The 24,862-nt window shown below is 72.6% G+C and carries 27 protein-coding genes; 13 read left to right on the top strand and 14 right to left on the bottom strand.

The window, feature by feature from the left end; genetic code table 11:
* Positions 1 to 57 precede the first annotated feature (57 nt).
* Both C8N24_RS29230 and C8N24_RS29225 read left to right on the top strand, forming a co-directional pair.
* Complete coding sequence (locus C8N24_RS29230; RefSeq protein WP_170179503.1) at positions 58 to 3,126, top strand: response regulator; 3,069 nt, start codon at positions 58 to 60, stop codon at positions 3,124 to 3,126.
* The gene (locus C8N24_RS29225) at positions 3,123 to 5,789 is read left to right on the top strand and encodes a diguanylate cyclase domain-containing protein (RefSeq protein ID WP_121256899.1); all 2,667 of its coding nucleotides are present in this window, start codon (positions 3,123 to 3,125) and stop codon (positions 5,787 to 5,789) included. Before C8N24_RS29230 ends, C8N24_RS29225 begins: the two co-directional genes overlap by 4 nt.
* Here the strand turns inward: C8N24_RS29225 and C8N24_RS29220 are convergent.
* On the bottom strand, positions 5,775 to 6,131 hold the full coding sequence (locus tag C8N24_RS29220; protein ID WP_170179502.1) for a response regulator: 357 nt from the start codon (positions 6,129 to 6,131) through the stop codon (positions 5,775 to 5,777). The genes C8N24_RS29225 and C8N24_RS29220 overlap by 15 nt on opposite strands.
* A 22-nt stretch (positions 6,132 to 6,153) precedes the next feature.
* Here C8N24_RS29220 and C8N24_RS29215 point away from each other — a divergent pair, with 22 nt between their 5' ends.
* Entirely contained in the window at positions 6,154 to 6,594 is a 441-nt protein-coding gene (locus C8N24_RS29215; protein ID WP_121256891.1) for a nuclear transport factor 2 family protein, read from the top strand.
* On the opposite strand, the gene C8N24_RS29210 is transcribed toward C8N24_RS29215, so the two are convergent.
* From C8N24_RS29210 to yczE, 3 genes are read right to left on the bottom strand one after another with little or no spacing between them, the layout of a single operon-like run.
* Positions 6,581 to 7,015, bottom strand: a complete 435-nt coding sequence (locus C8N24_RS29210; RefSeq protein WP_121256888.1) for a ParB N-terminal domain-containing protein — start codon at positions 7,013 to 7,015, stop codon at positions 6,581 to 6,583. The genes C8N24_RS29215 and C8N24_RS29210 overlap by 14 nt on opposite strands.
* 2 nt (positions 7,016 to 7,017) lie before the next feature.
* Positions 7,018 to 8,052, bottom strand: coding sequence for a LacI family DNA-binding transcriptional regulator (locus tag C8N24_RS29205; RefSeq protein ID WP_121256884.1), 1,035 nt, complete (start codon positions 8,050 to 8,052; stop codon positions 7,018 to 7,020).
* Positions 8,053 to 8,090: 38 nt separating this feature from the next.
* The gene (gene yczE, locus C8N24_RS29200; RefSeq protein WP_121258109.1) at positions 8,091 to 8,681 is read right to left on the bottom strand and encodes a membrane protein YczE; all 591 of its coding nucleotides are present in this window, start codon (positions 8,679 to 8,681) and stop codon (positions 8,091 to 8,093) included.
* 62 nt (positions 8,682 to 8,743) lie between these two features.
* On the opposite strand from yczE, the gene yczR reads away from it, so the two are divergent.
* From yczR to greA, 3 genes are read left to right on the top strand one after another with little or no spacing between them, the layout of a single operon-like run.
* A complete protein-coding gene (gene yczR / locus C8N24_RS29195; RefSeq protein WP_121256881.1) occupies positions 8,744 to 10,186 on the top strand; it encodes a MocR-like transcription factor YczR in 1,443 nt (480 codons plus the stop codon).
* A 51-nt stretch (positions 10,187 to 10,237) separates the two neighbouring features.
* The gene (locus C8N24_RS29190; RefSeq protein ID WP_121256878.1) at positions 10,238 to 10,477 is read left to right on the top strand and encodes a hypothetical protein; all 240 of its coding nucleotides are present in this window, start codon (positions 10,238 to 10,240) and stop codon (positions 10,475 to 10,477) included.
* 28 nt (positions 10,478 to 10,505) lie between these two features.
* The gene (gene greA, locus C8N24_RS29185; RefSeq protein ID WP_245972007.1) at positions 10,506 to 10,955 is read left to right on the top strand and encodes a transcription elongation factor GreA; all 450 of its coding nucleotides are present in this window, start codon (positions 10,506 to 10,508) and stop codon (positions 10,953 to 10,955) included.
* Here the strand turns inward: greA and C8N24_RS29180 are convergent.
* On the bottom strand, positions 10,945 to 11,985 hold the full coding sequence (locus C8N24_RS29180; protein ID WP_121256873.1) for an epoxide hydrolase family protein: 1,041 nt from the start codon (positions 11,983 to 11,985) through the stop codon (positions 10,945 to 10,947). The two genes, greA and C8N24_RS29180, sit on opposite strands and share 11 nt — an antisense overlap.
* Before the next feature lie 9 nt (positions 11,986 to 11,994).
* Positions 11,995 to 13,107, bottom strand: a complete 1,113-nt coding sequence (locus C8N24_RS29175) for an amidohydrolase (RefSeq protein ID WP_121256870.1) — start codon at positions 13,105 to 13,107, stop codon at positions 11,995 to 11,997.
* 26 nt (positions 13,108 to 13,133) lie between these two features.
* Between C8N24_RS29175 and C8N24_RS29170 the strand changes: the two genes are divergently transcribed.
* Positions 13,134 to 13,502 carry an FKBP-type peptidyl-prolyl cis-trans isomerase gene (locus C8N24_RS29170; protein ID WP_121256867.1) on the top strand — a complete coding sequence of 123 codons (369 nt, stop codon included), beginning with the start codon at positions 13,134 to 13,136 and terminating at the stop codon, positions 13,500 to 13,502.
* Here C8N24_RS29170 and C8N24_RS29165 read toward each other — a convergent pair.
* Together C8N24_RS29165 and C8N24_RS29160 are read right to left on the bottom strand one after the other, a co-directional pair.
* A complete protein-coding gene (locus C8N24_RS29165) occupies positions 13,447 to 14,085 on the bottom strand; it encodes a DedA family protein (RefSeq protein ID WP_170179501.1) in 639 nt (212 codons plus the stop codon). The two genes, C8N24_RS29170 and C8N24_RS29165, sit on opposite strands and share 56 nt — an antisense overlap.
* Before the next feature lie 70 nt (positions 14,086 to 14,155).
* Positions 14,156 to 14,905, bottom strand: a complete 750-nt coding sequence (locus tag C8N24_RS29160; RefSeq protein ID WP_121256862.1) for an HAD-IIA family hydrolase — start codon at positions 14,903 to 14,905, stop codon at positions 14,156 to 14,158.
* Between the two features lie 137 nt (positions 14,906 to 15,042).
* Between C8N24_RS29160 and C8N24_RS29155 the strand changes: the two genes are divergently transcribed.
* Complete coding sequence (locus tag C8N24_RS29155; RefSeq protein ID WP_147448038.1) at positions 15,043 to 15,795, top strand: hypothetical protein; 753 nt, start codon at positions 15,043 to 15,045, stop codon at positions 15,793 to 15,795.
* On the opposite strand, the gene C8N24_RS29150 is transcribed toward C8N24_RS29155, so the two are convergent.
* Positions 15,788 to 16,420 carry a hypothetical protein gene (locus tag C8N24_RS29150; RefSeq protein ID WP_121256857.1) on the bottom strand — a complete coding sequence of 211 codons (633 nt, stop codon included), beginning with the start codon at positions 16,418 to 16,420 and terminating at the stop codon, positions 15,788 to 15,790. The two genes, C8N24_RS29155 and C8N24_RS29150, sit on opposite strands and share 8 nt — an antisense overlap.
* A 126-nt stretch (positions 16,421 to 16,546) precedes the next feature.
* Here C8N24_RS29150 and C8N24_RS29145 point away from each other — a divergent pair, with 126 nt between their 5' ends.
* From C8N24_RS29145 to C8N24_RS29135, 3 genes are all read left to right on the top strand, one after another.
* The gene (locus C8N24_RS29145) at positions 16,547 to 17,422 is read left to right on the top strand and encodes a type IV toxin-antitoxin system AbiEi family antitoxin domain-containing protein (protein ID WP_121256854.1); all 876 of its coding nucleotides are present in this window, start codon (positions 16,547 to 16,549) and stop codon (positions 17,420 to 17,422) included.
* A gap of 103 nt (positions 17,423 to 17,525) precedes the next feature.
* Positions 17,526 to 18,551, top strand: coding sequence for an MFS transporter (locus C8N24_RS29140; RefSeq protein ID WP_121256851.1), 1,026 nt, complete (start codon positions 17,526 to 17,528; stop codon positions 18,549 to 18,551).
* Between the two features lie 34 nt (positions 18,552 to 18,585).
* Positions 18,586 to 19,005 (top strand): coiled-coil domain-containing protein, encoded by a 420-nt coding sequence (locus C8N24_RS29135; protein WP_121256848.1) that lies wholly within the window; start codon positions 18,586 to 18,588, stop codon positions 19,003 to 19,005.
* Here C8N24_RS29135 and C8N24_RS29130 read toward each other — a convergent pair whose 3' ends face one another.
* Genes C8N24_RS29130 through C8N24_RS29120 form a run of 3 tightly spaced genes read right to left on the bottom strand, consistent with a single transcriptional unit; the run spans position 19,006 to position 22,039 of the window.
* The gene (locus C8N24_RS29130; RefSeq protein ID WP_121256846.1) at positions 19,006 to 19,716 is read right to left on the bottom strand and encodes an SDR family NAD(P)-dependent oxidoreductase; all 711 of its coding nucleotides are present in this window, start codon (positions 19,714 to 19,716) and stop codon (positions 19,006 to 19,008) included. It lies immediately after the preceding gene.
* Positions 19,713 to 21,245: an acetolactate synthase large subunit gene (locus C8N24_RS29125; RefSeq protein ID WP_121256843.1), complete on the bottom strand. Its 1,533-nt coding sequence runs from the start codon at positions 21,243 to 21,245 to the stop codon at positions 19,713 to 19,715. Before C8N24_RS29125 ends, C8N24_RS29130 begins: the two co-directional genes overlap by 4 nt.
* 11 nt (positions 21,246 to 21,256) lie before the next feature.
* Entirely contained in the window at positions 21,257 to 22,039 is a 783-nt protein-coding gene (locus C8N24_RS29120) for a nucleotidyltransferase domain-containing protein (RefSeq protein WP_211340176.1), read from the bottom strand.
* Positions 22,040 to 22,062: 23 nt separating this feature from the next.
* On the opposite strand from C8N24_RS29120, the gene C8N24_RS29115 reads away from it, so the two are divergent.
* Positions 22,063 to 22,695, top strand: a complete 633-nt coding sequence (locus tag C8N24_RS29115) for a DUF1707 SHOCT-like domain-containing protein (RefSeq protein WP_121256840.1) — start codon at positions 22,063 to 22,065, stop codon at positions 22,693 to 22,695.
* Here the strand turns inward: C8N24_RS29115 and C8N24_RS29110 are convergent.
* Complete coding sequence (locus C8N24_RS29110; protein WP_121256838.1) at positions 22,675 to 23,004, bottom strand: hypothetical protein; 330 nt, start codon at positions 23,002 to 23,004, stop codon at positions 22,675 to 22,677. The genes C8N24_RS29115 and C8N24_RS29110 overlap by 21 nt on opposite strands.
* Before the next feature lie 181 nt (positions 23,005 to 23,185).
* Between C8N24_RS29110 and C8N24_RS29105 the strand changes: the two genes are divergently transcribed.
* On the top strand, positions 23,186 to 24,028 hold the full coding sequence (locus C8N24_RS29105; RefSeq protein ID WP_121256835.1) for a DsbA family oxidoreductase: 843 nt from the start codon (positions 23,186 to 23,188) through the stop codon (positions 24,026 to 24,028).
* On the opposite strand, the gene C8N24_RS29100 is transcribed toward C8N24_RS29105, so the two are convergent.
* Positions 24,018 to 24,776: an IclR family transcriptional regulator gene (locus C8N24_RS29100; protein ID WP_121256833.1), complete on the bottom strand. Its 759-nt coding sequence runs from the start codon at positions 24,774 to 24,776 to the stop codon at positions 24,018 to 24,020. The two genes, C8N24_RS29105 and C8N24_RS29100, sit on opposite strands and share 11 nt — an antisense overlap.
* Between the last annotated feature and the right edge of the window lie 86 nt (positions 24,777 to 24,862).

The raw sequence follows: 24,862 nt of genomic DNA, 5'->3' as shown, positions 1-24,862 counted from the left end.
TGCGACCCTCACGCCGACTACACCCTTCGGGCGTTCCGGCCGATGGATGGTACTGAGATGTCCGTCCGGTCCCTCCACCGCGTCCGTCCGCGCAGCCTGCGCGGGCCCATCCTCGCCGCCCTCGTCCTGATCGCGGTGGTCGTCGCCGGCATGTTCGCGCTGATGCTGATCTCCGTGCGCTCGCTCGACACCGTGTCGAAGGCGCAGCGCCGGACGACCGCGATGACGCAGGCGACGATCCAGCTCGAGCGCACCGCGGTCGACCTCGAGACCGGGGTGCGCGGCTTCCTGCTGACCGGTGACCGGAAGTTCCTGGAGCCGTACGAGCAGGGGCGCCGCTCCGTCACCACGCAGCTCGCCCGGATCATGATGCTCAGCGACGGCTCGACCGACGCGCGGGTGAAGGCGATCAGCCAGCACTTCAACGCGTACGTCCACGACTACACCGAGCCGCTCGTCAACGGGTCCGCCCATCCGACGATGCTCGAGGCCACCACGCAGGGCAAGGAGCGGTTGGACGAGCTGCGGGGCGAGTTCGCCGCGCTCAGCACCGAGCAGCAGGGGATCACGCTCGACCGCCGCGCCCGCGCGCAGGAGTTGCGCGAGCGGATGATCGTGCTCGGCGCCGGCGGTGCCGTGCTGTCCGTGCTCCTGCTCGTCGGCCTCGCGTACACCCTCAACCGTCGCGTGCTGATCCCGGTCCGCCGTGTCAGCCGCGCCGCCGAGCGGCTCGAGCGCGGCGCGCTGGACACGCGCGTCGTCGCCGTCGGCCCGGGCGAGATCGGCCAGCTCGCGCGCTCGTTCAACGCGATGGCCGAAGCGCTCGCCGCGCGCGAGGAGGACCTGCGCGTGCAGTCCGACCGCCTGCACGGCATCCTCGACCACACGACGACGACGATCGCGGTCAAGGACCGCGAAGGCCGCTACCTGCTCGTCAACGAGCGTTGGCGCGAGAGCATGGGCCAGGTCGGCGAGCCCGTGATCGGCAAGACCGACGACGAGCTGTTCCCGCCCGACATCGCGGCGAACCTGCGCGTCACCGACCTGGAGATCCTCCGCACCGGCGAGGCCACCGAGTTCGAGCGCGACAACCACACCGACGGGCGCGCGTTCCACGTCGTCAAGTTCCCGATGACGACGGAGAACGGTGCCGTCTACGCGACCGGCACGATGGGCACCGACGTCAGCGACCGCCGCCGCGCCCTCGCCGAGGCCGTCGACGCGTCCCGCTCGAAGTCCGAGTTCCTGGCCAACATGAGCCACGAGATCCGCACGCCGCTCAACGGCGTGATCGGCATGACCGAGCTGCTGCTCGGCACCGAGCTCAGCGCTCAGCAGCGCGAGTACGCGCAGACCGCGGCCACCTCCGGCGAGGCGCTGCTCGACGTCATCAACGACATCCTCGACTTCTCGAAGATCGAGGCCGGCAAGCTCGAGCTCGACCACCACGACTTCGATCTTCGCGAAGCCGTCGAGGACACCTGCGAGATGCTCGCGCCGCAGGCCCACGGCAAGGGCCTGGAGCTGCTGACCTGGATCGACGACGCCGTCCCGACGATGGTCAACGGCGATCGCGGCCGCCTGCGCCAGGTCCTCACCAACCTGCTCTCGAACGCGATCAAGTTCACCGAGGCCGGCGAGGTCGCGGTGCGCGTCACGGCCGACCGCGACCGCGTGCGCTTCGACATCACGGACACCGGCATCGGCATCTCGCGCAAGGCGATCACCAAGCTCTTCGACTCGTTCGCGCAGGCCGACACGTCGACCACCCGGCGGTACGGCGGCACCGGCCTCGGCCTGGCGATCTCGCGCCAGCTCGCCGAGCTGATGGGTGGCCAGATCGACGTCACCTCGACGCCCGGCACCGGCTCGACCTTCACCTTCACCGCCCTGCTCGGCGAGCCGACGATGCCGCGGCCCGCCGCCCGCGCGCGCACGCTGCCCGAGACCCTCAACGTGCTCGTCGTCGACGACAACGCCACCAACCGCGCGATCCTGGAGGCCTACCTGGCGCTCCCGGGCGTCGCCTGCCGCAGCGTCGACGCCGGCACGACCGCGCTGCAGGTCATGCACGAGTCCGCGCGCGCCGGGGAGCCGTTCGACGTCGTCGTGCTCGACGGCCAGATGCCGGGGATGGACGGGATCGAGCTCGCCCGCGCGATCCAGCTCGCGCCGTCCCTGCGCGACACCGGCCTCGTCATGCTCACCTCGACCAGCGACCGCAGCCGCGACGCCCGCGAGGCCGGCATCACCGCCTACCTGCAGAAGCCGGTCCGCCGCGAGCGCCTGCTGGAGGTCGTCTCCGAGGCGCTCGGCGCCACGCCGGAGCAGGCCGCCGCGCCCACGACGGCACTCACGCCGGCGGCGGGCGGCGAGGCGATCCTCGTCGTCGACGACAACGCCGTCAACCAGCGCGTGATCCAGGCGATGCTCGCCAAGCGCGGCTACGCGGTCGAGTGCGCCGGCAACGGCCGCGAGGCGCTGACGATGCTGTCGGTCCGCTCCTACGCGCTCGTGTTCATGGACTGCCAGATGCCCGAGATGGACGGCTACGCCGCGACCGCGGCCATCCGCAGCCGCGAGCCGGGCAAGGCGCGCCTGCCGATCGTCGCCATGACCGCGCACGCCATGAAGGGCGACCGTGAGCGCTGCCTCGCCGCCGGCATGGACGACTACCTGTCCAAGCCGCTGCGCCCGGAGGAGCTCGACGCCGTCCTGAAGCGCGTCCTCGGTGCCACGTCGGACGGGAGCGAAGCCGAGAGCGCCGCCGGCACGCTGGCCCGGGATCCGTTCGACGCGCTCGTCGACGACGCTCGCATGCGGATCTTCCGCGACGACTACCCCGAGATCGTCGACCAGCTGATCGAGCTGTTCGTCGACAGCACGCCGCCATTGCTGGTGGAGCTGCGCGAGTGCGCGACCGCCGGCGACGGCGAGGCCGTGCGCCGCACCGCGCACAAGCTCAAGGGCTCGTGCCAGAACATCGGCGCCGCGTTCATGGCCAAGCTCGCCCAGGACGTCGAGCAGTCGTGCGCCGCGGCGCCGGCCGAGCTGGACGCGCTGGACCGCGTCTTCGCGGACACGCGTGACGCGCTGCGCGCCGCGCTGCTCGAGGACCGGGCGTGATCGCGCTCACCCTGGTCGTGCTGATCGCGGTCGCCGCGATCGGCTTGGCCTGGCGTGCCGCGCGCGCCCGTGACGCCGCGCGCTTCGCCGAGCGGCGGATGCGCCGGCTCGCCGTCCACGACAGCAGCATCTCGCTCTCGCTCGTCGACCGTGACCTGCGCGTCGTCGAGCTCGAGGGCGAGGCGCTGGAGCGCTCGGGCTGGGCGCGTGACGAGTTCCTCGGCCGGCGGCTGCCGGAGGTGCTCGACGGCGAGCGCCACGCGACGCTGCTGGTCCTGCTCGGGGAGGCGCTGAAGGGGCACTCCGGCACGGTCGAGATCGTCAGCTCGCGCAACGGGCGCGTGTACCGGGTCGACGTGCTGCCGTTCGCGGAGGCGCGCGAGATCACCCACGCGGCGCTCGTGATGCGCGACATCACCGACGAGCGCGCGCTGCGCCGCTCGCTCGAGGAGCGCGAGCTGTTCCTGCGCGCCGTGCTCAACGAGCTCGGGGACCGGGTGCACGTGGCCGACGCCGGCGGCCGCCTGCACGCCTTCGACGGCTCCACCGTCGACGACGATCTGCACCCGCTCGAGTGGGCGGAGCACTTCGGCCTGTGCCACCTCGACGGCCGCCCGCTCGGCCCGCACGAGACGCCCCTGCTGCGGGCGCTGCGCGGTGAGCGCCTGCGCAACGTGGAGGTCATGCTCGACGCGGGCGACGTGCGCCGCACCGTGCTGGCCAGCGGCGGGCCCGTGCTCAGCCCGTCGGGCGAGAAGCTCGGTGCCGTGATGGTGAGCGCCGACCTGACGGACTTCCGTGACGCCGAAACGCGCCTGCGCCGCAGCGAGGAGCGCCACCGCCGGGTGATCGACACCGTCAGCGACTGCGTGTTCGAGACGGACGCCCAGGGGCGCTGGACGCACCTCACCGATGCCTGGTCGACCGCGACCGGCTACACCGTCGAGGCGTCGCTCGGCCGTCCCGTCTGGGAGTTCGTGCACCCGGACGACCGCGCCGAGCACGCGCTGGCGTTCGCCCCGCTGCTGAGCGGAGAGCGCGCCGGGCTGCGCCACGCGCATCGCTACCTGACGGTCGCGGGCGCGGAGCGCTGGGGCGAGGTGCAGGTGCGGGCCATCAGTGGCTGGGACGGCCTTCCGACCGGTTTCGTCGGGGTCATGCGCGACGTCACCGACGAGCGCCGCGCGCGCCAGCACGTGGCCGCCGAGCAGGCCGTGATGCGCCGCCTGACCTCGATGGAGACGCTCGAGGACGTCGGCCCGGCCCTCCTGGAGGTGCTCGGCCACGAGCTGGGCTGGGACGGCGCGGAGCTGTGGCGGATGGGCGACGACGAGCGCCTGCGCCGCTTCTCCTCCTGGAGCGCCTCCGGCGTGGACCTCGAGCGCTACCTGGGTGCCGGCGACTGGCTGTCCTACGAGGTCGGCGACGGCTTCCCCGGCATGGCGTGGATGTCGCGCGTGCCCGTGTGGAAGGCCGATGTGGGCGGCGACCCGGCGAGCCTGCGGCGCGACGAGGCCGTGGCTGACGGCCTCCAGTCGGCGGTCGCGCTGCCGCTGCGCTCACACGGCGTGCCGACCGGCGTCGTGATCCTGCTCTCGCGCGCCCCACGTGAGCCCGAGGGCGGGCTCGTACGCCTGCTCGAGGCGATCGGCGGCCAGGTCACGTCGTTCCTGCAGCGGCGCGAGGCCGAGTCGCGCGTGGCGGCGCAGGCCGAGGACCTCAGGACGCTGTCGGAGGTCGCGCACCAGCTCGCGGCCGAGAACGACCTGTTCGCGGCCCGCACCGCGCTGTGCAGCGCGACGCGGGACGTCACCGGCGCGGCCTCGGTCGTGCTGCTCGAGCCGACCGCGCGGGGCGAGGCCCTGACCGTGTCGGCCGCGGTCGGCGCGGCCGTGCTCGGCATGTCGGTCGGGATCGACGCGCGTGCGATCACGTCCGAGGCGTACCTGACCGGCGAGCTCGTCCACGTGCCCGACGTGTTCCAGGACGCGCGGGCGGTCAGCTGCCAGGCGGTCGCGGGCTCGACCTCCGCCGCCTGGGTGCCGGTGCTGCGGGACGGGCACGCGGTCGGCGTGCTGGCGGTCGGCTGGACGGCGCGGCGCGCGGAGCTGTCGGCGCGTGACGCCGAGCTGCTGCGCCTGCTCGCCGCCGAGGCCGCGATCACCATCCACCGCACCGATCTGCTGGCCCGGCTGCAGTCGACGGCGCGCACCGACCCCTTGACCGGGCTGCCGAACCGCCGCGTGTGGGACGAGGACGTCGCCCGCGAGCTCGAACGCGCCCGCCGCCATGGCGGCTCGCTGTGCCTGGCGATGCTCGACCTGGACCGCTTCAAGGCCTACAACGACCAGCACGGTCACCAGGCCGGGGATGACCTGCTCGCGGCCGCCGCCGAGGCGTGGCGCCCCGAGCTGCGCGCCACCGACACGCTCGCCCGCTACGGCGGCGAGGAATTCGCCGTGCTGCTCCCGCACTCGGACGCCGACGGCGCGCAGGCCGTGGTCGAGCGCCTGCTGGCGGTCGTGCCGTTCGCGCAGACCGCGTCGGCCGGCATCGCCGTCTGGGACGGCCTCGAGGACGAGGACGCGCTGCTCGCGCGCGCCGACGCCGCGCTCTACGACGCCAAGCACGCCGGGCGTGCGCGGGCGTTAGTGGCCGCGTAGGGCCTTCGCGACTTCGGCGGGCGGCGTGCCCTTGACGACGTAGCCGTCGGCGCCCGCGGTCTCCATCGCGTCGCGCTGCTCGCCGGTCGCGTGCGCGCTCAGCGCCAGCACCCGCGTGGTGGGGGACAGCCGCTTGATCTCGCGCGCGGCGTGCGGGCCACCGCCGCCCGGCATCTCGACGTCCAGCAGGACGACGTCCGGGCCGTGCTGCCGCGCGAGCTCCACCGCCTGCGGGGCATCCTCGGCGGCGCCGACGAGCTCGAGGGCAGGATCGTTGTCGACGACCGCGGTGAGCAGCATCCGCATCACGGGGTCGTCGTCGGCGATCAGCACGCGCGGCATCGATCCGTCACGATAACCGGCCATGGATGTCGTGGCTCGGCTGTACGACGCGTTCGCTCGTCGCGACGGGGACGAGATGGCGTCCCTGTACGCGCCCGACGCGCGCTTCCGCGATCCCGCCTTCGGGGAGCTGACCGGCGTCGAGGCCGGCCAGATGTGGCGGATGCTCACCTCACGCGCGGAGGACCTGGAGGTCGACCTCGTGGCGCACGACGCCTCGTCGGCGCACTGGATCGCCCGCTACACGTTCACCCAGACCGGGCGGCGGGTGGTCAACGACGTGCACGCGTCGTTCGTCGTGCGCGACGGGCTGATCGTCGAGCACGCGGACTCGTTCAGCTTCTGGCGCTGGTCACGGCAGGCGCTCGGGCCGGCCGGGCTGGTGCTCGGGTGGACGCCGCTGCTGCGGTCCAAGGTCCGGCGCACCGCCCGGGCCGGGCTCGATCAGTTCATGCGGCGCTGACGACGGCGTCGATCGTGATCGCGCCGCGCGACTTGGCCACCGAGACGCGGTGGTGGCCGTCGATCACGGCGTAGCCCGCGTGGGTGCGGACGACGCTGATCGGCGGGATCACCTCGCCGCGCTGCTCGGCCACCCACAGCCGCTCCCAGCGGGCGCGGGTGCGCTTGCCGGACGGGCGGAAGTCGGCGTCGAACTGGCGCGCGCGGGCCGGCTCGACCGTGGCCGAGATCTCCTCGAGCGGGATCTCCTTCACGCCGCTCGCGTGGCGGACGGCGCGGAAGGTCGTGTCGTGGACCTGCAGGCGCAGGCACTCCGCGCACTGGCGGCGGAGGCGGTTGACGATCGCGGAGCGCCGCTGCGCGCGGGACGCCTTGTCGAAGGCGCGCTGGGCGTCCATGTGGGTGTTGCCGGTGGGGAACATCGCTATGGGGAGGGGGCTGTGGATGAGCGGGGAACGAGCTCGGTGGGGAGGAGGACCGAGGCTTGGGGAGTGGTGGTGTCGAGCAGGAGGCGAAGCGCCGCGGCGCCCTTCTCCTGATGGGGCTGGCGTACGGTCGTCAGGCCGGCGCGGGCGGCCGCCGGGATGTCGTCGAAGCCGGCGACGGAGAGCTGCTGGGGAACCGCGACGCCGCGTTCCGCAGCGGCCTCGAGGACGCCGAGGGCCATCAGGTCGGAGATGCAGACGATCGCCGTCGGCCGGTCGGCGCGGTCGAGCAGCTTGCCGCCGGCGACGCGGCCGGCCGCACGGTCGAAGCCCGGCGCGGAGGCGAGCGGGACGCTGCCGAACGGCACGCCGGCGGCCTGCATGGCCTCCGACCAGCCGGCCAGGCGCTCGCGGTCCACGTGGTACTGCATGCTGGCGAGCGCGTCCGCGACGGACGTCGCGGGGTTCTCCCAACCGAGCACGATGCCGAACCGCCGGTGGCCGAGGTCGACGAGGTGTTGTGCCGTCCGGCGGGCGCCCTCGCGGTCGTCGACGTTGACCGTGCGCTCGGCCTTGCCCGGCTCGTAGTCGATCATCGCGTACGGCAGGTGCCGCGCGCGGACCGCGTCCAGCCGGGGGTCGTCGTCGCCGACGCAGTAGACGACGAAGCCGTCGACCAGCGCGGTCTTGACCAGCTCGGCGTCCGTGCCGGCGATCCGCGGCACCAGCGACATGCCGAGCTTCTCGAGCTCGCACACCGACGCGACGCCGTGCAGCATCTGCACCGCTGCCGGGTCGCTGAAGGCGAGCGTGAGCGGGGCGTCGATGATCACGCCGACGGTGCCGGTCCTGCCCCTGCTGAGGGCTCGCGCGCCCGGGTCCGGTCCGGCGTAGCCCAGCTGCCGCGCCGTCGCGAGCACGCGCTCGCGCAGCTCCGGGGAGAGCTGGTCCGGACGGTTGAACGCGTTCGAGACCGTCATGCGGGACACGCCGACGGCTTCGGCGATCGTGGCGAGTGTGGGGCGGGCTGACATCTGTACCGGTAAAGACTTTACCGGTACAGAGCTGGATGTCAAGTCGCGGTCGCGACCTGCGTGGTTCTGAAGCTGGGGATCATCAGCTGCAGCAGCGGGCCGATCGACAGCGCGTAGACGATGGTGCCCAGGCCGACGGTCCCGCCGAGCGCGAAGCCGATGGCCATGATCGTCAGCTCGATCCCGGTGCGAACCTTGCCGACGGACGCTCCGGTCTTGGCCACGAAGCCCGTCATCAGGCCGTCGCGGGCGCCGGGGCCGAAGGCGGCTCCCAGGTAGGCCGCGCCGGCGACCGCGTTGAGCGCGACGCCCGCGGCCAGCATCAGGATCTGCACCGGCAGGGCGCTGGACTCGGGGATGAACGAGAGGCCGAAGTCGGCGGCGAGGCCGACGACGAACACGTTGCTGATCGTGCCGAGGCCCGGCTTCTGCCGCAGCGGGATCCACAGCAGCAGGACGGCGACGCTGGTGATGATCACGACGGTGCCGAAGCTGAGCCCGGTGTGGTTGGCGACGCCCTCGTGGAACACGTCCCACGGGCCGAGTCCGAGCATCGCCTGGACCTGCAGCGCCATGCTGAGTCCGTACAGGACGAGTCCGGCGTAGAGCTGCAGCAGGCGGCGGGTCATGGGCAGCATGATCGTCACGAGTGGCATTGAATTCCATAGCCAATCGTGAGAAAGTGGCCCGCATGACCTCCGACCGCGGTCTCTCCGGCCCGCATCTAGCCCGTCTGCTGGGGGAGTGGCGCTCGGGCGGCGCGGCGTACGCGGCGCTCGCGCGCGCGATCCGGCTGCTCGTCCTCGACGGCCGGCTGCCGCTGCGTACGCGGCTACCCGGCGAGCGCGAGCTCGCGGAAGCGCTCGGCGTGAGCCGCACGACCGCGACCGCCGCCTACTCGGCCTTGCGCGACGAGGGCTTCCTCGCCAGCCGGCGCGGCTCGGGGTCGTGGACGAGGCTGCCCGCGGACCCGGGGCTGGCCGCGACGCCGGCGCCCGTCGGTGACGACGTGATCGACCTGAGCTGCGCCGCCACCGCCGCGCCCGAGGGCGATCTGCACCGCGCGCTGGCGGCGGCGACCGCGGAGCTGCCGCGGCATCTGCCCGGGCCCGGGTACGACCCGGCCGGCCTGCCCGTCCTGCGCGAGGCGATCGCGGCGCATCTCACCCGGCTCGGCGAGCCGACCACGCCCGACCAGGTGCTCGTCACCGCCGGCGCGCTGCACGCGCTGACGTTGCTGCTCCGCGTGCTGTCCGGCCCCGGTGACCGCGTGCTCGTCGAGCATCCGACCTACGCCGCCGCGCTGGACGCCGTCCGCGCGTCGGGCGCCCGCCCGGTCCCCGTCCCGATGCTCGACGGCGGCTGGGACCTGGAGATGTTCGCCGCGACGATCCGCCAGGCCGCGCCCGGCCTCGCGTACGTGATCGCCGACCACCAGAACCCGACCGGCGCGTCGATGCCCCAGGCCGACCGCGAGCGGCTGGTCTCCCTCGCGCGCGCGACCCGGACGCCGCTCGTCGTCGACGAGGCGATCGTCGGCTTGCACCTCGACCACCCGCCCGAGCGCTCCGTCGCGGCACTCGACGAGCCGGGCGAGACCGTGATCACGATCGGCTCGATGAGCAAGACCTTCTGGGCCGGCCTGCGGATCGGCTGGGTTCGCGCGAACCCCTCCCTGATCCAGCGCCTCGCCACGGCCCGCGCCGCCCTCGACATCGGCAGCCCCGTCCTCGAGCAGCTGATGGCCGTCGAGCTCCTGTCCCGCGCCGACTCGATCCTGGCCCGCCAGCGCGAGGCCGCGCTGCTCCGCCGGGCGGCGCTGGTCGACGCGCTGCGGACCGAGCTGCCGACGTGGCGGTTCTCGCTGCCGGCCGGCGGCCTCTGCCTCTGGGTCGAGCTGGACGAGCCCCGCTCCACCGCCTTGGCCGCGTTGGCCGATCGCCACGGGGTGCGCCTCGGGGCGGGCCCGCGGTTCGGCGTGGATGGCGCGTTCGAGCGCTACATCCGGCTTCCCTACTCGCTGCCGGAGGACGTCCTTCGCGACGTCGTCCGGCGGCTCGCCCTGGCCTGGGAGGGTGTGGTCTCGGGCGGCGGCGCCGCGGGTGCGGCCGCCGTTCCCGCACTGGTCGCCTGACGCACGGCGAACGGGTGTTCTGCGAACACGTGTTCGTGTAAGCTGCCGGCCATGGAGCCCGCCGTACACCGCATCACCATCCTCGCCGAGCAACCCTCCGCCACGTGGGACCGCCTGGAGACGGTCATCGCCGAAGGCGGAAGCCCGCCCATCTCGATGACCCGCACGCCGAGCACGATCACGTTCGTGTGCGACACCGGGGACTTCATGTTGCGGGCCCGGGTGGCGGACGCGCTGATGACCGTATGCGACCACGGAGAGTGGCGTCGCAGTTTCCAGCCCGAGGACTAGAATGGCGAGCTTGAGCGACCGTGTTGTCATGACCGCTGAGGCCCAGAAGGCGCTTCAGGACGAGCTCGAGCAGCTGGAGACAGTGGCTCGAAAGGAGATCGCCGAGCGCATCAAGACGGCGCGCGAGTGGGGCGACCTCAAGGAGAACTCCGAGTACCACGACGCCAAGAACGACCAGGCGCATCTGGAGACGAAGATCCTCCGCATCCGCGAGCAGCTGCTCAATGCGGACGTGCGTGAGGTCACGACATCGACGGACGTGGTCGGGTTCGGCAGCAAGGTCGAGGTCGAGGACGCGAAGTCCGGCAAGACGCTGAGCTACACGCTGGTGTCGCCCTCGGAGGCCGCGCCGGCCGAGGGCAAGCTCTCGATGGACTCGCCCGTCGGCAAGGCGCTCTCCGGCGCGAAGGTCGGCGAGACGGTCAAGCTCGAGACGCCGCGCGGCGTCAAAGAGCTCAAGATCGTCGCTATCGGCTGAACCGCCGCAGGCTCTCCACGAGCACGTCGGGCACTTCCAACGCCGGGAAGTGCCCGCCGTAGTCCGGCGTCTCCCAGCGCTCGATGTCCTCGAAGGCCAGCGCGGCGACCTCGCGCGGCACGTGGACGATCTCCTTCGGGAAGTCCAGGAACGTGAGCGGCACCGTGATCTTCTCGCCGGCCTGGACCACCTGGTCGAGCGTGAAGCCGCCGTGCAGGCGCGCGTAGTACGGCCAGAACGACGGGCCGATCGACTCGGTGGCCCAGTAGATCATCGTGGTCGTGAGCACGTCGTCGCGCGGCACGCCGAGCGCGTCGGTCCAGGTGTCGAACTTCTCGGCGATCCAGGTCATCAGCCCGACGGGTGAGTCGGACAGGCCGTAGGCGAGCGTCTGCGGCTTGGTGCCCATGATCTGGATGTAGCCGCCCTCCTCGCGGTTCCACTCTGCGAGCGCCTCCCGCGCCTCCGACGCCGAGTCCGAGAAGGACTCCGGGCTGCGGATCGGCAGCATGTTCAGGTGCAGCGCGCGCACCGCGTCGGGGAACGCGTAGCCCATCCGGCAGCCGATGTGCGCGCCCCAGTCTCCGCCCGCGACGAGGTACTCGCGGTGCCCCAGCGCGCCCATCAGCGCGTGCATCGCGTCGGCCATCTCGGCCGTGCCGGCGCGGCCCATGCCGACCGACCATCCGTAGCCCGGCAACGACGGCACGACGACGCGGAAGTGCTCGCGCAGCGGCGCGATCACCCGGCTGAACTCCCACACGGTCGACGGCCAGCCGTGCAGCAGCAGCAGCGGCGGCCCGTCGCCTTCGACGATGCAGTGCATCCCGTCGACGATGTATTGCTCGAACCCGTTGAGCACGTCTTCCGCGACGCGCCAGTCGTACTCGTCACGCCAGTAGGCGGCGAGCTCCATCGCGTCGGTCAGGCCGACTCCGCCGGGCCCGTCGGTGGGCCAGCGCGTGGCGTCGAGGCGACGCCCCAGATCAAGCAGCACGTCCTCGGGGACGTGAATCGAGAAGCGCTCCACGCCCGGACCCTATCCCAGCACCCGTCGTGCCACGTCCACGTGCAGGCGCGTGCCGATCTTCAGCGCCCGCTCGTCGATCACGAACCGGGGGTGGTGATGCGGGTACTCGCCGCCGGCACCGACGAACGCGTAGCACCCGGGCGCCTCGGCCTGGTAGGCGGAGAAGTCGTCGCCGCCCATGATCGGGTCGAGGTCGACGAGCTCGTCGCGCACGACCGACCGCACGAGCTCCGTGGCGGCCGCGTCGTTGACGACCGGCTTGTAGCCGTACACGTAGCGCAGCTCGAAGGACGCCCCGTGCGCCGCGCACACGCCGTGCCCGATCTCCTCCATCAGCTTCGGGATCAACCCGCGCACGTCGGGGTCGAACGAGCGGGCCGTGCCCGCCAGCCGCGCCTCGCCGGGGATGACGTTGGGCGCGTCACCGGCATGGAAGGAGCCGATGGTGACCACCGCCGGCTGCAGCGGGTCGATGCGCCGGGCGACGATGTGCTGCAGCGCGCCGACGAGCTCGGCCGCGCACGCGACGGTGTCGACCGCGGTGTGGGGGAGCCCGGCGTGCCCGCCACGCCCCGTGATCGTGATCTCGAAGAAGTCCGCCGCGGCCATCCAGTCGCCCGCGACGGCCGTGACCTTCCCGTACGCGAGCGGCGTCCACAGGTGGCAGCCGTAGACGAAGTCCACGCCCTCCATCACGCCCGCCTCGATCATCTCTCGCGCACCACCCGGGGCGAGCTCCTCGCCGTGCTGGAAGATGAACCGCACCTCGCCGTGCGGCACGCCTTCGGCGGCGAGCGTCTTGGCGGCGCCGAGCAGCATCGCCGTGTGCCCGTCGTGCCCGCAGGCGTGCATCGCGCCCGGTCGCTGGGACGCGAACTCGACGCCGCTGTCCTCGTGGATCGGCAGCGCGTCGATGTCGGCGCGCAGCGCCACCACCGGACCGCTCGCATCGCCGCGCAGGCGCCCGAGCACGCTCGTCCCGGTCGGCCGCGAGACCTCCACGCCGAGCTGCTCGAGCGTGGAGGCCACGAACGCGGACGTCTCGTGCTCCTCGAAGCTCACCTCGGGGTTGCGGTGCAGATGGCGCCGCCAGGCGATGACGTCCTCGTCGACTCCGCTCACAGGCCGCGAACACTAACGTCCACGGCATGAGCAAGCCCGAAGTGACGATCCCCGAGGGATCACCCTCCTACCAGCTCGAGCTCGAGGACCTGACGGTCGGTGAAGGCGCCGAGGCCACGGCCGGCAGCCTCGTCGAGGTCCACTACGTCGGCGTCTCGTGGAAGACCGGCAAGCAGTTCGACGCGTCCTGGGACCGCGGCGACACGTTCAAGTTCGGCCTCGGGAAGGGCCAGGTCATCCGCGGCTGGGACGAGGGCGTGCAGGGGATGAAGGTCGGCGGCCGCCGCAAGATCACGATCCCGCCGGACATGGCCTACGGCAAGCGCGGCGCCGGCGGGGTCATCGGGCCGGACGAGACGCTCGTGTTCGTCGTCGACCTCGTTGGTGTGCGATAGCGAACGCCAACGCCGCGAGCACGCCCAGCACGAGCGCACCATGGCTGAGCAGCTTCGTGGCCTCCTCGAAGGAGCGGTGGAAGGAGTAGCCGGCGAGCGTGAACGCGCTCGCCCACACCGCCGTGCCGGCGAGGCTGTACGGGACGAAGGACCGCAGCGGCAGCTTCGAGGCGCCCGCGAGGAACGGGCAGACCGCGCGCACGATCCCGACGAAGCGCCCGACGACGATCGCCTTGCTCCCGTGGCGGTCGAAGAAGCCCTCGACGCGCTCAAGACGCTCGGTCGAGAGCTTCACGCGCGGTCCGTGCCGGTAGAGGAACGGCCGTCCCAGCCGGCGGCCGAGCAGGAAGCTCGTCAGGTCGCCGAGGAACGACGCGATCCAGGCGACGAGCAGGATCGCCGGCAGCGACACCTCGCCCTTGGCGGCGACGACGCCGCCGAGCACGACCGCGGTCTCGCCCGGCACCACCAGGCCGATGCCGGCGCCGGTCTCCCCGAACGCGAGCCCGCCGACCAGCAGGTACGTCCACGATCCGAGCGCCTGCGCCGCTTCGGTGAGCAGATGGCCGACGTCGGGAAGCACGACACCGAGTATTCGCGGCGGGCGTGCCGCGCAGGCCCCGGGCACCACGAGGCCTGCGTGGGGGATAGCTCTACTCGAGCAGGGCGGCCAGGTCCGCGACGGAGTCGACGATCCGTGACGGCCGGTACGGGTAGCGCTCCGCCGACTCGACCGTGCTGATCCCGGTGAGCACGAGGATCGTCTCCAGACCCGCTTCCAGGCCGGACACGATGTCGGTGTCCATCCGGTCGCCGATCATCGCGGTCGTCTCCGAGTGGGCGTCGATCGCGTTCAGCGCGCTGCGCATCATCAGCGGGTTCGGCTTGCCGACGTAGTACGGCTCGACGCCGGTCGCGCGGGTGATCAGGGCGGCGACGGAGCCGGTGGCGGGCAGCGGGCCGTCGGGCGAGGGGCCGGTCGGGTCGGGGTTCGTCGCGATGAAGCGGGCGCCGTTGACGATCAGCCGGATCGCGAGCGCGATCCGCTCGAACGAGTAGGTGCGCGTCTCGCCGAGGACGACGTAGTCGGGGTCGCGCTCGGTGAGCGTGTAGCCGGCGTCGTGCAGGGCGGTCGTGAGGCCGGCCTCACCGATCACGAACGCGGAGCCGTTCGGCCGCTGGCTCTCGAGGAAGCTGGAAGTCGCCAGCGCGGAGGTCCAGATCGACGCCTCCGGCACGTCCAGCCCGCTCGCACGCAGGCGCGCGGCCAGGTCGCGCGGCGTGTAGATCGAGTTGTTGGTCAGGACGAGGAAGGGCGCCTCGCGCTTGCGGAGGTTGGCCAGGAAGCGGTCGGCACCGGGGATGGCGGTCTCCTCGTGCACGAGCACGCCATCCATGTCCATCAGCCACGAGCGGATCTCTCGACGGGTCACGGCACCGAACAGTACGAGTCCGCCGCTCCGATCGCGTCCTCCGCGGGTTCTTGCGTGGTAGGTCTGATCGGCAGAACGCGAGTGGAGCGAGGGTCTGAGGAGTGCAGTTGAAGCGCACAGCAGTGGTGGCCACGGGCGTGCTGGTGGTCGGCGGGGCCGCGTTCGCGCAGGCGCGCGATACGCGCATCACGGCCGACGAGGGCGGGCTCTCGGTCTCGCCGTTCGGCGTGGAGCGCACGGCGGCGATCGGCGCCAAGGACGCGATCACGATCGCCAACCGCAGCAAGGAGACGCTGACGGTCGCCGTCCACGCGCGGCCGTGGACGCAGTCCTCCACCGGCGCGGTGAGCCCCAACCGCCGCGCCACGCTCGGCCCGGTCAAGGTCAGCGCCGAGGACTTCTCCCTCGCCCCGGGTGAGTCCCGCACGCTGGACGTGACGCTCGCCGCCACCGCCTCCGGTGGCTCGCTGTACGGCGCGCTCGAGGTGGTCGGGCTGCCGAAGGACGTCAAGTCGCGCAAGGGCGTCGTCACCGGCTACCGGCTCGTCGGCTCCCTGCGTTACCACCCGTCCAGCAAGACGTACAAGCTCAAGGCCGGCACGCCGAAGGTCTCCAAGAAGCAGCTCGTCCTGCCGGTGAGCAGCCAGGGCAACACGAACGAGCCGGTGAGCGGCACCGTGCGCGTGAAGGGCGCGCTCGGCACGCGGAACGGCTCGATCAAGGCCACCCGCATCCTGCCGGGCAAGCAGGTGAGCCTCGCGCTCGCGAAGAACCTGCGGGCCGGCTCCTACACCGCCACCGTCTCGCTCAAGCAGGGCACGCTCAAGACGACGGTGACGAAGAAGCTGCGGATCAAGTAGCGGCCTTGCGCGCCGCGACGTCCAGCTCGATCGCGAGCGAGGCGAGCGGCGTGCCCCAGGTCTCCAGCGAGGCCGGGGAGGCCACGGAGTAGCCCGACCCGACCGCCGAGACGGCGCCGCGCAGCGCCCACTTGGCGAACGTGTCGGCGAACCGCTCGACCGACGAGGTGCAGTCGCCGGTGTCCGTCGTCAGGCAGGCACCGCTGTGCGGCAGCTCGGCGGCGAGCTCGTCGCGCAGGTCGGGCGGGACGACCGCCGCGTCGACGACGTGGCCGAGCTCGTGCAGCACGACGGTCGGCCGGTCGATCTTGCGCTCCCCGTTGAGGTAGGCGAGGTTGAAGACCACCTGGTAGTCGCCGTCCTCACGCGGTTGCATGATCCCGACGTGCGGCGCGCCCGGCTCGGCGTACGTGCCGACGATCACCTTGCCGTCCACCTCGTCGATCAGCTGCCGCGCCTCGGGCCGGGCCTGATCGACGGCCGCCAGGATCCACTCCTTGTCCCGCTCGCGGACGGTCGTGTCCCAGCGGAACGTGGCCGCGCGCGCTTCCGGGTCGACGGTTCGCTCGTCACTCCCGCACCCGGCGAGGGCGAGCAGCGCGAGGCTGAGCGCGAGACGCTTCATCAGCCCGGTCGATCGGCTGCGCCGTGCGCGTCTTGAGTCGTTGTTGGCACGGAGTCGACACAAACGCGCGTAGACCCGCAACACCGGCACCGATGGAATGCGGGGGTGCGGTCGGAAACATTCGCTATGCGCACCTTTCCGACCACACTCCTGCGGGATCGCGCGCTTTCGGACATCGCAGCGAGGCAGCACGGGCTCGTGACGGCGGCACAACTGCGCGCGGTGGGACTTGACTCGGCGGCGATCGCGCGGCGTGTCGAGGCGGGGCGGCTGCATCGGCGGTACCGCGGCGTCTACTCCGTCGGGCCCCTCTCGCGTGACGGGGAGCTCATGGCGGCCGTGCTCGCCGGCGGCTCGGGCGCGTTGCTGAGCCACTGGGCCGCGGCTGAGCTCCACGGGCTCACGCCCTACCGCGCCTCCCTCATCGAGGTCGTGGTCCCGAGCAAGCGTCAGGCCCCGCCGGGCACGAAGTACCACCGGACGAGGATCCACTGGCGCGACGTCACCGACCGCAAGCGCATCCCCGTCACCTCCGTCGCCCGCCTGCTCGTCGACCTCACGGACGCCGTCCACGTTCCCCACGAGATCACGGCCGTCATCCGCGAGGCGGCGTACCTCGGCGCCTACTCACTCCTGGCCACCATGGACGCTCGCCGGCGCGCGAACGGCCGGCGCAACGTCGCCCTGCTCGACGAGGCGATCGCGCTCTACGAGGCCGGCTCCGCGGGCACGCGCAGCAAGGAGGAGACCCGCACCATCGTCCTGCTCAACCACGCAGGGCTGCCGACACCGATCGTCAACGCCGAGCTGCTCGGAGAAGAAGTCGACTTCCGGTGGCCGGAAGACCGGCTCGTGGTGGAGCTCGACGGCCCGCACCACGGCCGCGCGACGGACCGCCGCGACGACGCGGCGCTCGACGCGAAGCTGCGCGCCGCCGGCTACGAAGTCGTCCGCACGCGCACGCCGGAGGAGGTGGTCGCCGTCCTCCGGGCACGGCGGTGACGAACACCCGCGCCGCGAGAGGAGCGAGGTGCCGGCGGCGGGCGCCGCGGGCCCCCGGGCACCCGGCGGGCGTCCGGCGCCTCGGCTTGTATCGTCCCGGCGCGTGCTTGCGCGCTGGGGCCTGGTCGCCGCTTACGCCGCGGCGGCCGGTGCGAACCAGCTGCTGTGGCTGACGTACGCCCCGATCACGACGCGCACCGCGGAGCACTACGGCGTGTCCGACTCCGCGGTCGGGTGGCTCAGCCAGGTGTTCCCGCTGCTGTACGTGCTGCTGGCGATCCCGGCCTCGATCGCGCTCCGGCGCGCGTTCCGCCCCGCCTTGCTCGCCGGCGCGTGGCTCACGGCGCTCGGCGGTGCGGTGCGGCTCGGGGACACGTTCACCGCCGCGCTGATCGGCCAGATCCTCGTCGCGATCGCGCAGCCGCTGCTCCTGAACGCGGTCACGTACGTGGCCACCACGGCGCCGGACGAGCCCAAGGGCGTGGCGATCGGCTCGGCCGGCATCTTCGCCGGCACGGCGCTGGCGCTGCCGCTGGCGCCCGCGTTGTCGATCCCGACGCTCCTGGTGGTCGACGCGAGCGTGGCGGTCGTGGTCGCCATCGCGCTCACCGCGACGATCCGGCCGGCCCACGCCGTGTCGACGTCGCCACTGCCACGCCGGGCTCGCCCGGCGCTGGTGGCGTTCCTCGGCTTCGGCGTGTTCGTGGCGCTCATGACCTGGCTCCAGGTGCTGCTCGAGCCGGCCGGCGTGAGTGAGGACACGGCGGGCTGGCTGCTCTTCGCCATGGTGGTCTCGGGCGTGGCCAGCTCGGCGTTCGTCTCCCCACTCGTGATCGCGCGACGGAAAGAACGTTCGTTCCTTCAGCTCGCGGCGGTGGTCGCGGCCGCATCGTGCCTCGCCCTCGCCGTCGCGCCCGGTGCTGCGTGGCTCGTCGTCGTGCCGCTCGGCGCCGTCCTGCTCGGCGCGCTCCCAGTCCTGCTCAACCGCGCCGATCCCGCGCTCATCTGGCTCGCGGGGAACACCGGCGGGATCGTCATCGCGGTGCTCACACAGGCCGTGAGCAGCCGGCCGGCACTGGCGTTCTCGCTCCTTGCGGTCATCGCCGCAAGCGTGCTTGCGGTCGCCTGAAGGAGGCGCGGCCGCCGCCGCGAATGGCACCGCCATGAGCGAGACGGATCACCGCAACGAGCCGCACGTCTCTCCTGGAGAGCTGCGCGCCGCCCTGACCCCGCGCGGTGAGGTCCGCCGCAACCCGGTGCTCGTCAACGAGCACGAGGAGATGGCGGAGGCGGAGATCCGGCAGCTGAAGGAAGCGCTCGAGCACGCGCACGCGGACGGCAGCGAGCTGCGCGTGGAACTCGACGCGATCCGCCGCAGCATCGACGCCTCGCGCGCCGATCAGATCGAGCTGCGCGCCGCGCTCGACGCCGCCCGCGGGGACGCCGCCGAGCTGCGCGCCGAGCTCGCCACCACCAAGGCCGAGTCCCGCGAGCGCCGCAACGCGCTCGAGAAGCTCGCCAACGCCGGCTTCTTCAAGCGCCGCAAGGTCATCTCCGACCTCACCGGCCGCGGCGTCCTCTAGCTACTGGGGCCGCAACCGCAGCCCCTGCATGCCGCCGTCGACGTGGAGCACCGTGCCCGTCGTCGCGGTTGACGTCGCCAGGTAGACGATCGCCTCCGCGACCTCGTCCGCGGAGACGAGCCGCCCCATCGGCTGGCGGGCGTTCAGCGCCGCCCGCTCGGTGTCCGGGTCCGCGGCCGCGTCCAGCAGGCGGCCGATCCACGGCGTGTCGGCCGTGCCCGGCGCGACGCAATTCACGCGGATGCCCTCGCGCACGTGGTCGGCGGCCATCGCCAGCGTGAGCGACATCACCGCGCCCTTGGTCGCGCTGTAGAGCGCCCGCTGTGGCAGGCCGGCCGTCGCGGCGACCGAGCACGTGTTGACGATCGCGGCACTGGACGACTCGCGCAGGAACGGCAACGCCGCCCGGCTCACGCGCACCATGCCGACGACGTTGATGTCGAATACCCGGTGCCATTCCTCGTCGCTGTTGTCGGCGACCGTGCCCTGCGCGCCGACGCCCGCGTTGTTGACGACGACGTCGATCCCGCCGAGCCGCTTCGCCGCCTCCTGCACCGCCGCGTCCACGCCGGCGGCGTCGGTCACGTCGACCACGACGCCGTCCGACTCGTCGCGGTCGAGCACGACCACGTCGAACCCGCGCTCGCGCAGCTGGGTGACGACGGACGCGCCGATCCCCGACGCGCCGCCGGTGACGATCGCGCGGCTCATACGAGGGCCTCGATCAGGTGCGGGCCGGGCTCGGCGACCGCTTCGCGCAGCGCGTCGACCAGGCCGGGGACATCGTCCACCCGGCGCGCGGGTACGCCCTGGGCGCGGGCGAGGCCGCTGAAGTCCAGCTCCGGCCGGCCGATGTCCATCAGGGCGCGCGCGGCGGCGCCTTCCCCTTCGGCGCCCACGCGCGAGAACTCGAACTCGAGAATCGCGTATGCGCGGTTGGCGACGACGATCGTGGTCACGTCGAGCTCCTCCCGGGCCTGCGTCCACAGGGCCTGGATCGTGTACATGGCGGACCCGTCCGCCTCGAGGTTGAACACCGGGCGGCCGGGAGCGCCGACCGCGGCGCCGGTCGCGGCCGGCAGTCCCCAGCCGATCGCGCCGCCGGTCAGGAAGACGTAGTCGTGCTCGCCCGCCCCGGACGTCTGCTCCTGGAAGAGCGCGGACGCGGTGACGGCCTCGTCGACCACGACGGCGTCGTCGGGCAGCAGCGCGCCGACGGCGGCCGTGAGCGTCATCAGGTCCAGCGCGCCGCCCGTCGGCAGGTCCGGTCGCGCGAGCGGCTCGACCGGGTCCGGCTCGGCGCCGACCAGGTCCGCGACCGCCTCGAGCGCCGTGAGCGCGTCCTCCTCGGCGGTCGCGAGCACGGTCACGTCGGTGGCCGGCGACGACAGCAGGCTCGGCTTCCCCGGGTACGCGAAGAACCCGACCGGCGGCCGCGTCCCGACGACGATCAGCTGCTCGAACCCGGCGAGCGCGTCGACCGCGAGCTCCGTGAGGTACGGGAGGAGCCGCGCGCGGGGCCGTGCGCCGCCGCGCGCCAGGACCGGCGTGAACGTGTCGTGGAAGACCTCCGCGCCCGTGCCCGCGGCGATCCGCGCGGCGGCGGCGAGCCCGCGCTCGCGCGTGGCCGGGCCGCCGAGGAGCAGCGCGGCCTTGCCCGAGCGCAGCGCCCGCGCCGCGGCGTCGACGGCCTCGTCCGGCACCGCTGGAAGTGTCAGGGCCACGCGGGGCGGGACCGGCCCCAGGCTCTCGTCCCATCCCGCGTCGGCGGGCAGCACCAGCGTCGCGACCGCTCCGCCGCGCGCGACCGCGACCGCCTCAGCGGCCAGCGAGGCCGCTTCCCGCGCGTCACGGGCGCTGCGCAGCCAGTGCGAGGCCGGCCCCGCGATCGCCTCGACGTCGCTCGTCAGCGGGGCGCCCAGCGGGCGGTGGAGGACCGCGTGGTCGCCGACGAGGTTGACCATCGGCGTGCGGCCCTTGTAGGCGTTGTGCACGTTCGCGAACGCGTTGCCGAATCCCGGGCCGAGGTGCAGCAGCGTCGCGGCGGGCGTTCCGGCGAGCCGCGCGTAGCCGTCCGCGGCACCCGAGGCGACGCCCTCGAAGAGCGTCAGGATGCCGCGGACCTCGGGCACGCGATCCATCGCCGCGACGAGGTGCATCTCGGACGTGCCGGGATTGGCGAAGCAGACCTCCACACCGGACGCGGCCAGCGTCCGGAGCACGCTCTCGGCACCATTCATAGGCCGGGAGGCTAATCCCAAGCGGCGCGGTACGTCCGCACCAGGTACTCGTCCACCCGGGCGACGTCGGGCCGGGCGGGCAGCGACGGGTCGTCCGCGAGCTCCTCGAGCTGCACCGTCGCGGCGTCGATCCGCTCCAGCACGTCGTCGAGCTCGAGCTCGCCCGACCGCACCGACCGCAGCACGGAGCGCTCCGGCTCGGGCACCGGCAACGTGATCCGCCCGCTCGACAGGAGCTCGATGCCCTGGACCGCGATCCGCAGCGCGTGCATCGCGTACTTGGTGTCGTAGCCGTGCCGCTTGGACAGCTCGCGCGTGCGCGTCGCGTGCCGCTCGCCGACGAGCCCGCGTCGCTGGTTCGACAGGTACCCGAGGAACGCCCGGCCGGTCGACCGCGCCACGAACGACGGCGCCAGCGCCCGCAGCTCCTCGCCCGCGGGCGTGCTCACGAGCAGGTGCTCGCCGGTCACGAACAGCGGGAGCAGCGTCGTCGGCGAGCCCTTGAGCGCGAGCACGCAGAACTTGCGCAACCCGTACACGGTCAGGTCCAGGTCGCCCGGGCCGGAGGGGTGGCCTTCGGGCTGCGTCCGGTAGACGAAGTGCTCGAACCGCTGGAAGCCCAGCAGGTACTCGGGCGGCTCGACGCAGACGCCCAGCTCGTCCCGGTCGTCGGTGCCGGGGTTGGACAGGCCGTGCACGACGGAGCCGACCGTCGTGCGCAGGATCAGGTGGTCGAGCGCGATCCGCTCGGCGCGCTCCAGGTCACGTTCAAGGCTGTGGACGGCGTTCCGCACGCTTGACACCGTAGGCTGAAGCCGTGACCGACGACGCGCTCCCCGAGCTCCGGGCCTCCGACGCCGACCGCGAGCACACCGCCGACCTGCTCCGGCACGCGATGGGCGAAGGACGGCTCACCATGGACGAGCTGGACGAGCGCCTGGACCAGACGTACGCGGCTCGAACCCAGAGCGAGTTGGACAAGTTGACGCGCGACGTCGTCGTTCCCGGGGACGCCCAGCGCGTCAGCGCGCGGATGCCCGTGCGGTCGGGTGGGGGCGGCTCGGAGTGGGTCGTGTCCGTCATGAGCGGCCACGACCGCAAGGGCCGCTGGCGCGTCGGCCGGCACCTGAAGGTCATCAGCGTCATGGGCGGCTCCAGCGTCGACCTCAACGACGCCGAGCTGACCGAGAAGGAGACGACGATCACCTGCTTCGCCCTGATGGGCGGCAACGAGATCCGCGTGCCCGAGAACGTCAACGTCGTCGTCTCCGACTTCGCCTTCATGGGCGGCAACGACTCCAAGATCGGCGAGCTGCTGCCGGACCCGGGCGGGCCGACGATCCACGTGAAGATGTTCTCGATCATGGGCGGCTCCGAGATCACCCGAGGCCGCAAGCTCACCCGCGCGGAGCGCAAGGCGAAGAAGCACCTAGAGCGCGGCGGGCACTAGCTCCAAGCCGCGTGGGACGAGCAGCGCCGTGATCGAGCCGATCGCGAGGCGCTCCGTCGTGCCGGGCTTGAGATCGCCGCGCGCGATGTGGGGTTCACGTGGCGGGACCGGCAGGCCGAACAGCCGGTGGCCGTGCTCGGCGGCGTACAGCCGCAGCGCGCGGCCCGCGTCCGGGCGCGAGAGGCGCCAACCGGCGGCGAGCAGGTTCGCGCCGTGCCACAGCTCCCAGCGCCAGCGCTTGAACGGGAAGCGACCCGCGGGCAGCGCGTATAGGCTGTAGCTGAACTCGAGGCCGTGAACGGTCGGCATCGACCGTCGAGCCTAGCGGCAACCTCGCGGCAAGGAAGCGGCAAGGTCCCTCGGGGAAGCTGGCGGCATGAACTTCACCAAGACCGTGCAGCTCGTCGCCTTCGCCGCTCTCGCCGTCTCCAGCGTCGCCCTGGGCGCCGCCGCGGAGCGCCGCGACTAACGTTTCGTAAGATCGCAGCCCATGGCTGCGGTCCAGATCACGGAATACACCGATCCCGGTTGCCCCTTCGCCTTCTCGGCTGAGCCCGTCCGGTGGCGGCTCAACTGGCTGTTCGGCGACCAAATCGAGTGGAAGCTGCACCTCGTGGTGCTGGCCGAGTCCCCGGACGAGTACCTCGAGAAGGGCTTCACGCCGGAGATGATGGCGTCAGGGACCAAGCACCTGGCGCGTGAGCACGGAATGCCGATCGACACGCGGGTGCGCTCACGGATGGGCGGCACCGGGCCCGCGTGCCTGGCGGTCGTGGCCGCCCGGCTGCACGCGCCCGAGCTGGAGTGGCCGCTGCTGCGCCGCTTCCGCGTGCGCATGTTCGAGGGCGAGTTCCTCGACGACCCGGAGACGATCGCGGCCGCGGCGGTGGACGTCGGCATCGACCCGACCCAGCTGCAGGCGTGGACGCAGGACCCGAAGGTGCTCGAGGCGTACGCGACCGACAAGGCCGACTCCCGCAACCCGACCCCGGCGGCGCTCGCGCAGGCGCACAAGCTCGCCAAGTGGGAAGGCGGGATGCGCTACACGTGCCCGTCGTACGAGATCAAGGGCCCCGCCGGCACGATCGCCGTCCCGGGCTTCCAGCCATGGGCGGCGTACGAGGTGGCGCTCGCGAACGTCGCACCGGACCTGCGCCGCAAGGACGCCCCGGACGACGCAGCGGAGCTCCTGCGCTGGGCGGAGCTCCCGCTCGCGTCCAAGGAGGTCGCGGTCGTCATGGACACCGACGTCCCGACGGCCCGCGAGGCGCTCGGCCTGGTCGCCGTCGAGCACCACGTCGGCGCCGACGGCTACTGGAGCCTCACGGACTGACGCCGCGGATGCGGGTGGCGATCTGCGTCGCCGCCCGCTTCGCGTGCACGGCCAGCTCGTCGCGTTCGCCGGTCTCGGCCGGGAACGTGAGCGCGACCGCCGCGATCGGATGCTGCGCGTGGTCGAGCACCGCGGTGGCGACGCTCGCCAGGCCCGGTGTGACGAACCCGTCCTCCTCGGCGTAGCCGCTCTCGCGCGCGCTCGCGAGCAGCGCGCGCAGCTGGGTGAGCGACGCCGGACCCGCCTCGTGCCGTCGCGTGAGCACGCGCCGGCTCGGGAAGAGCGCGTCCAGCTGGGCGGTGGGCAACGCGGCGAGCATCGCCAGGCCGCTCGCCGTCAGGTGCGCGGGGAGCCGGACACCGACGTCGGTGACGAGGTGTGGCCGGTTCGGCGCCCGCTCCTCGATCACGTAGAGCACGTCGCGGCCGTGCAGCACGGCCAGGTGCGCGTTGTGCGTGGTCGCGCTCACCAACCGCGTGAGCACGGTCTGCGCGATCCACCGCAGCGGCTCCTGGCGCAGGTACGCGGACCCGATCTCGTACGCGGCCACGCCCAGCCCGTACCGCCGCTCCTCCGGCAGGTGAACCACGAAGCCCTCGTCGGCAAGCACCTTGAGCAGGTGGTAGGCCGACGACCGCGGCAGCTCGAGCTCACGCGCGATCGTCGACGCCGGCAGGGGCGCGGCGTGCCGCGCGAGCAGGCGCAGGACCTTGAGGGCGTGGGTGGCGGCGGGGGCGTTGCCGGGCATGGCGATCAGTGCGGAGTGTCTCAGATACGAGACGGAACGAGCTGAAATCCGTGGCACAACACCCACGCCGTTGGTCCAATCAACGC

Origin of the sequence: Solirubrobacter pauli (assembly GCF_003633755.1) — a bacterium.
Lineage (GTDB): Bacteria > Actinomycetota > Thermoleophilia > Solirubrobacterales > Solirubrobacteraceae > Solirubrobacter > Solirubrobacter pauli.
Note: the sequence above shows the minus strand (reverse complement) of the source record. Positions and strands in the feature narration are given on the sequence as shown.

Excerpts from the sequence above, each read along its gene's own strand:
- C8N24_RS29230 (WP_170179503.1), top strand. The coding sequence starts at position 58 with ATGTCCGTCCGGTCCCTCCACCGCGTCCGTCCGCGCAGCCTGCGCGGG.
- C8N24_RS29220 (WP_170179502.1), bottom strand. The coding sequence starts at position 6,131 with ATGCCGCGCGTGCTGATCGCCGACGACGACCCCGTGATGCGGATGCTG.
- C8N24_RS29215 (WP_121256891.1), top strand. The coding sequence starts at position 6,154 with ATGGATGTCGTGGCTCGGCTGTACGACGCGTTCGCTCGTCGCGACGGG.
- C8N24_RS29210 (WP_121256888.1), bottom strand. The coding sequence starts at position 7,015 with ATGTTCCCCACCGGCAACACCCACATGGACGCCCAGCGCGCCTTCGAC.
- C8N24_RS29205 (WP_121256884.1), bottom strand. The coding sequence starts at position 8,052 with ATGTCAGCCCGCCCCACACTCGCCACGATCGCCGAAGCCGTCGGCGTG.
- yczE (WP_121258109.1), bottom strand. The coding sequence starts at position 8,681 with ATGACCCGCCGCCTGCTGCAGCTCTACGCCGGACTCGTCCTGTACGGA.
- yczR (WP_121256881.1), top strand. The coding sequence starts at position 8,744 with ATGACCTCCGACCGCGGTCTCTCCGGCCCGCATCTAGCCCGTCTGCTG.
- C8N24_RS29190 (WP_121256878.1), top strand. The coding sequence starts at position 10,238 with ATGGAGCCCGCCGTACACCGCATCACCATCCTCGCCGAGCAACCCTCC.
- greA (WP_245972007.1), top strand. The coding sequence starts at position 10,506 with ATGACCGCTGAGGCCCAGAAGGCGCTTCAGGACGAGCTCGAGCAGCTG.
- C8N24_RS29170 (WP_121256867.1), top strand. The coding sequence starts at position 13,134 with ATGAGCAAGCCCGAAGTGACGATCCCCGAGGGATCACCCTCCTACCAG.
- C8N24_RS29160 (WP_121256862.1), bottom strand. The coding sequence starts at position 14,905 with ATGGACATGGATGGCGTGCTCGTGCACGAGGAGACCGCCATCCCCGGT.
- C8N24_RS29150 (WP_121256857.1), bottom strand. The coding sequence starts at position 16,420 with ATGAAGCGTCTCGCGCTCAGCCTCGCGCTGCTCGCCCTCGCCGGGTGC.
- C8N24_RS29145 (WP_121256854.1), top strand. The coding sequence starts at position 16,547 with ATGCGCACCTTTCCGACCACACTCCTGCGGGATCGCGCGCTTTCGGAC.
- C8N24_RS29135 (WP_121256848.1), top strand. The coding sequence starts at position 18,586 with ATGAGCGAGACGGATCACCGCAACGAGCCGCACGTCTCTCCTGGAGAG.
- C8N24_RS29130 (WP_121256846.1), bottom strand. The coding sequence starts at position 19,716 with ATGAGCCGCGCGATCGTCACCGGCGGCGCGTCGGGGATCGGCGCGTCC.
- C8N24_RS29125 (WP_121256843.1), bottom strand. The coding sequence starts at position 21,245 with ATGAATGGTGCCGAGAGCGTGCTCCGGACGCTGGCCGCGTCCGGTGTG.
- C8N24_RS29110 (WP_121256838.1), bottom strand. The coding sequence starts at position 23,004 with ATGCCGACCGTTCACGGCCTCGAGTTCAGCTACAGCCTATACGCGCTG.
- C8N24_RS29105 (WP_121256835.1), top strand. The coding sequence starts at position 23,186 with ATGGCTGCGGTCCAGATCACGGAATACACCGATCCCGGTTGCCCCTTC.
- C8N24_RS29100 (WP_121256833.1), bottom strand. The coding sequence starts at position 24,776 with ATGCCCGGCAACGCCCCCGCCGCCACCCACGCCCTCAAGGTCCTGCGC.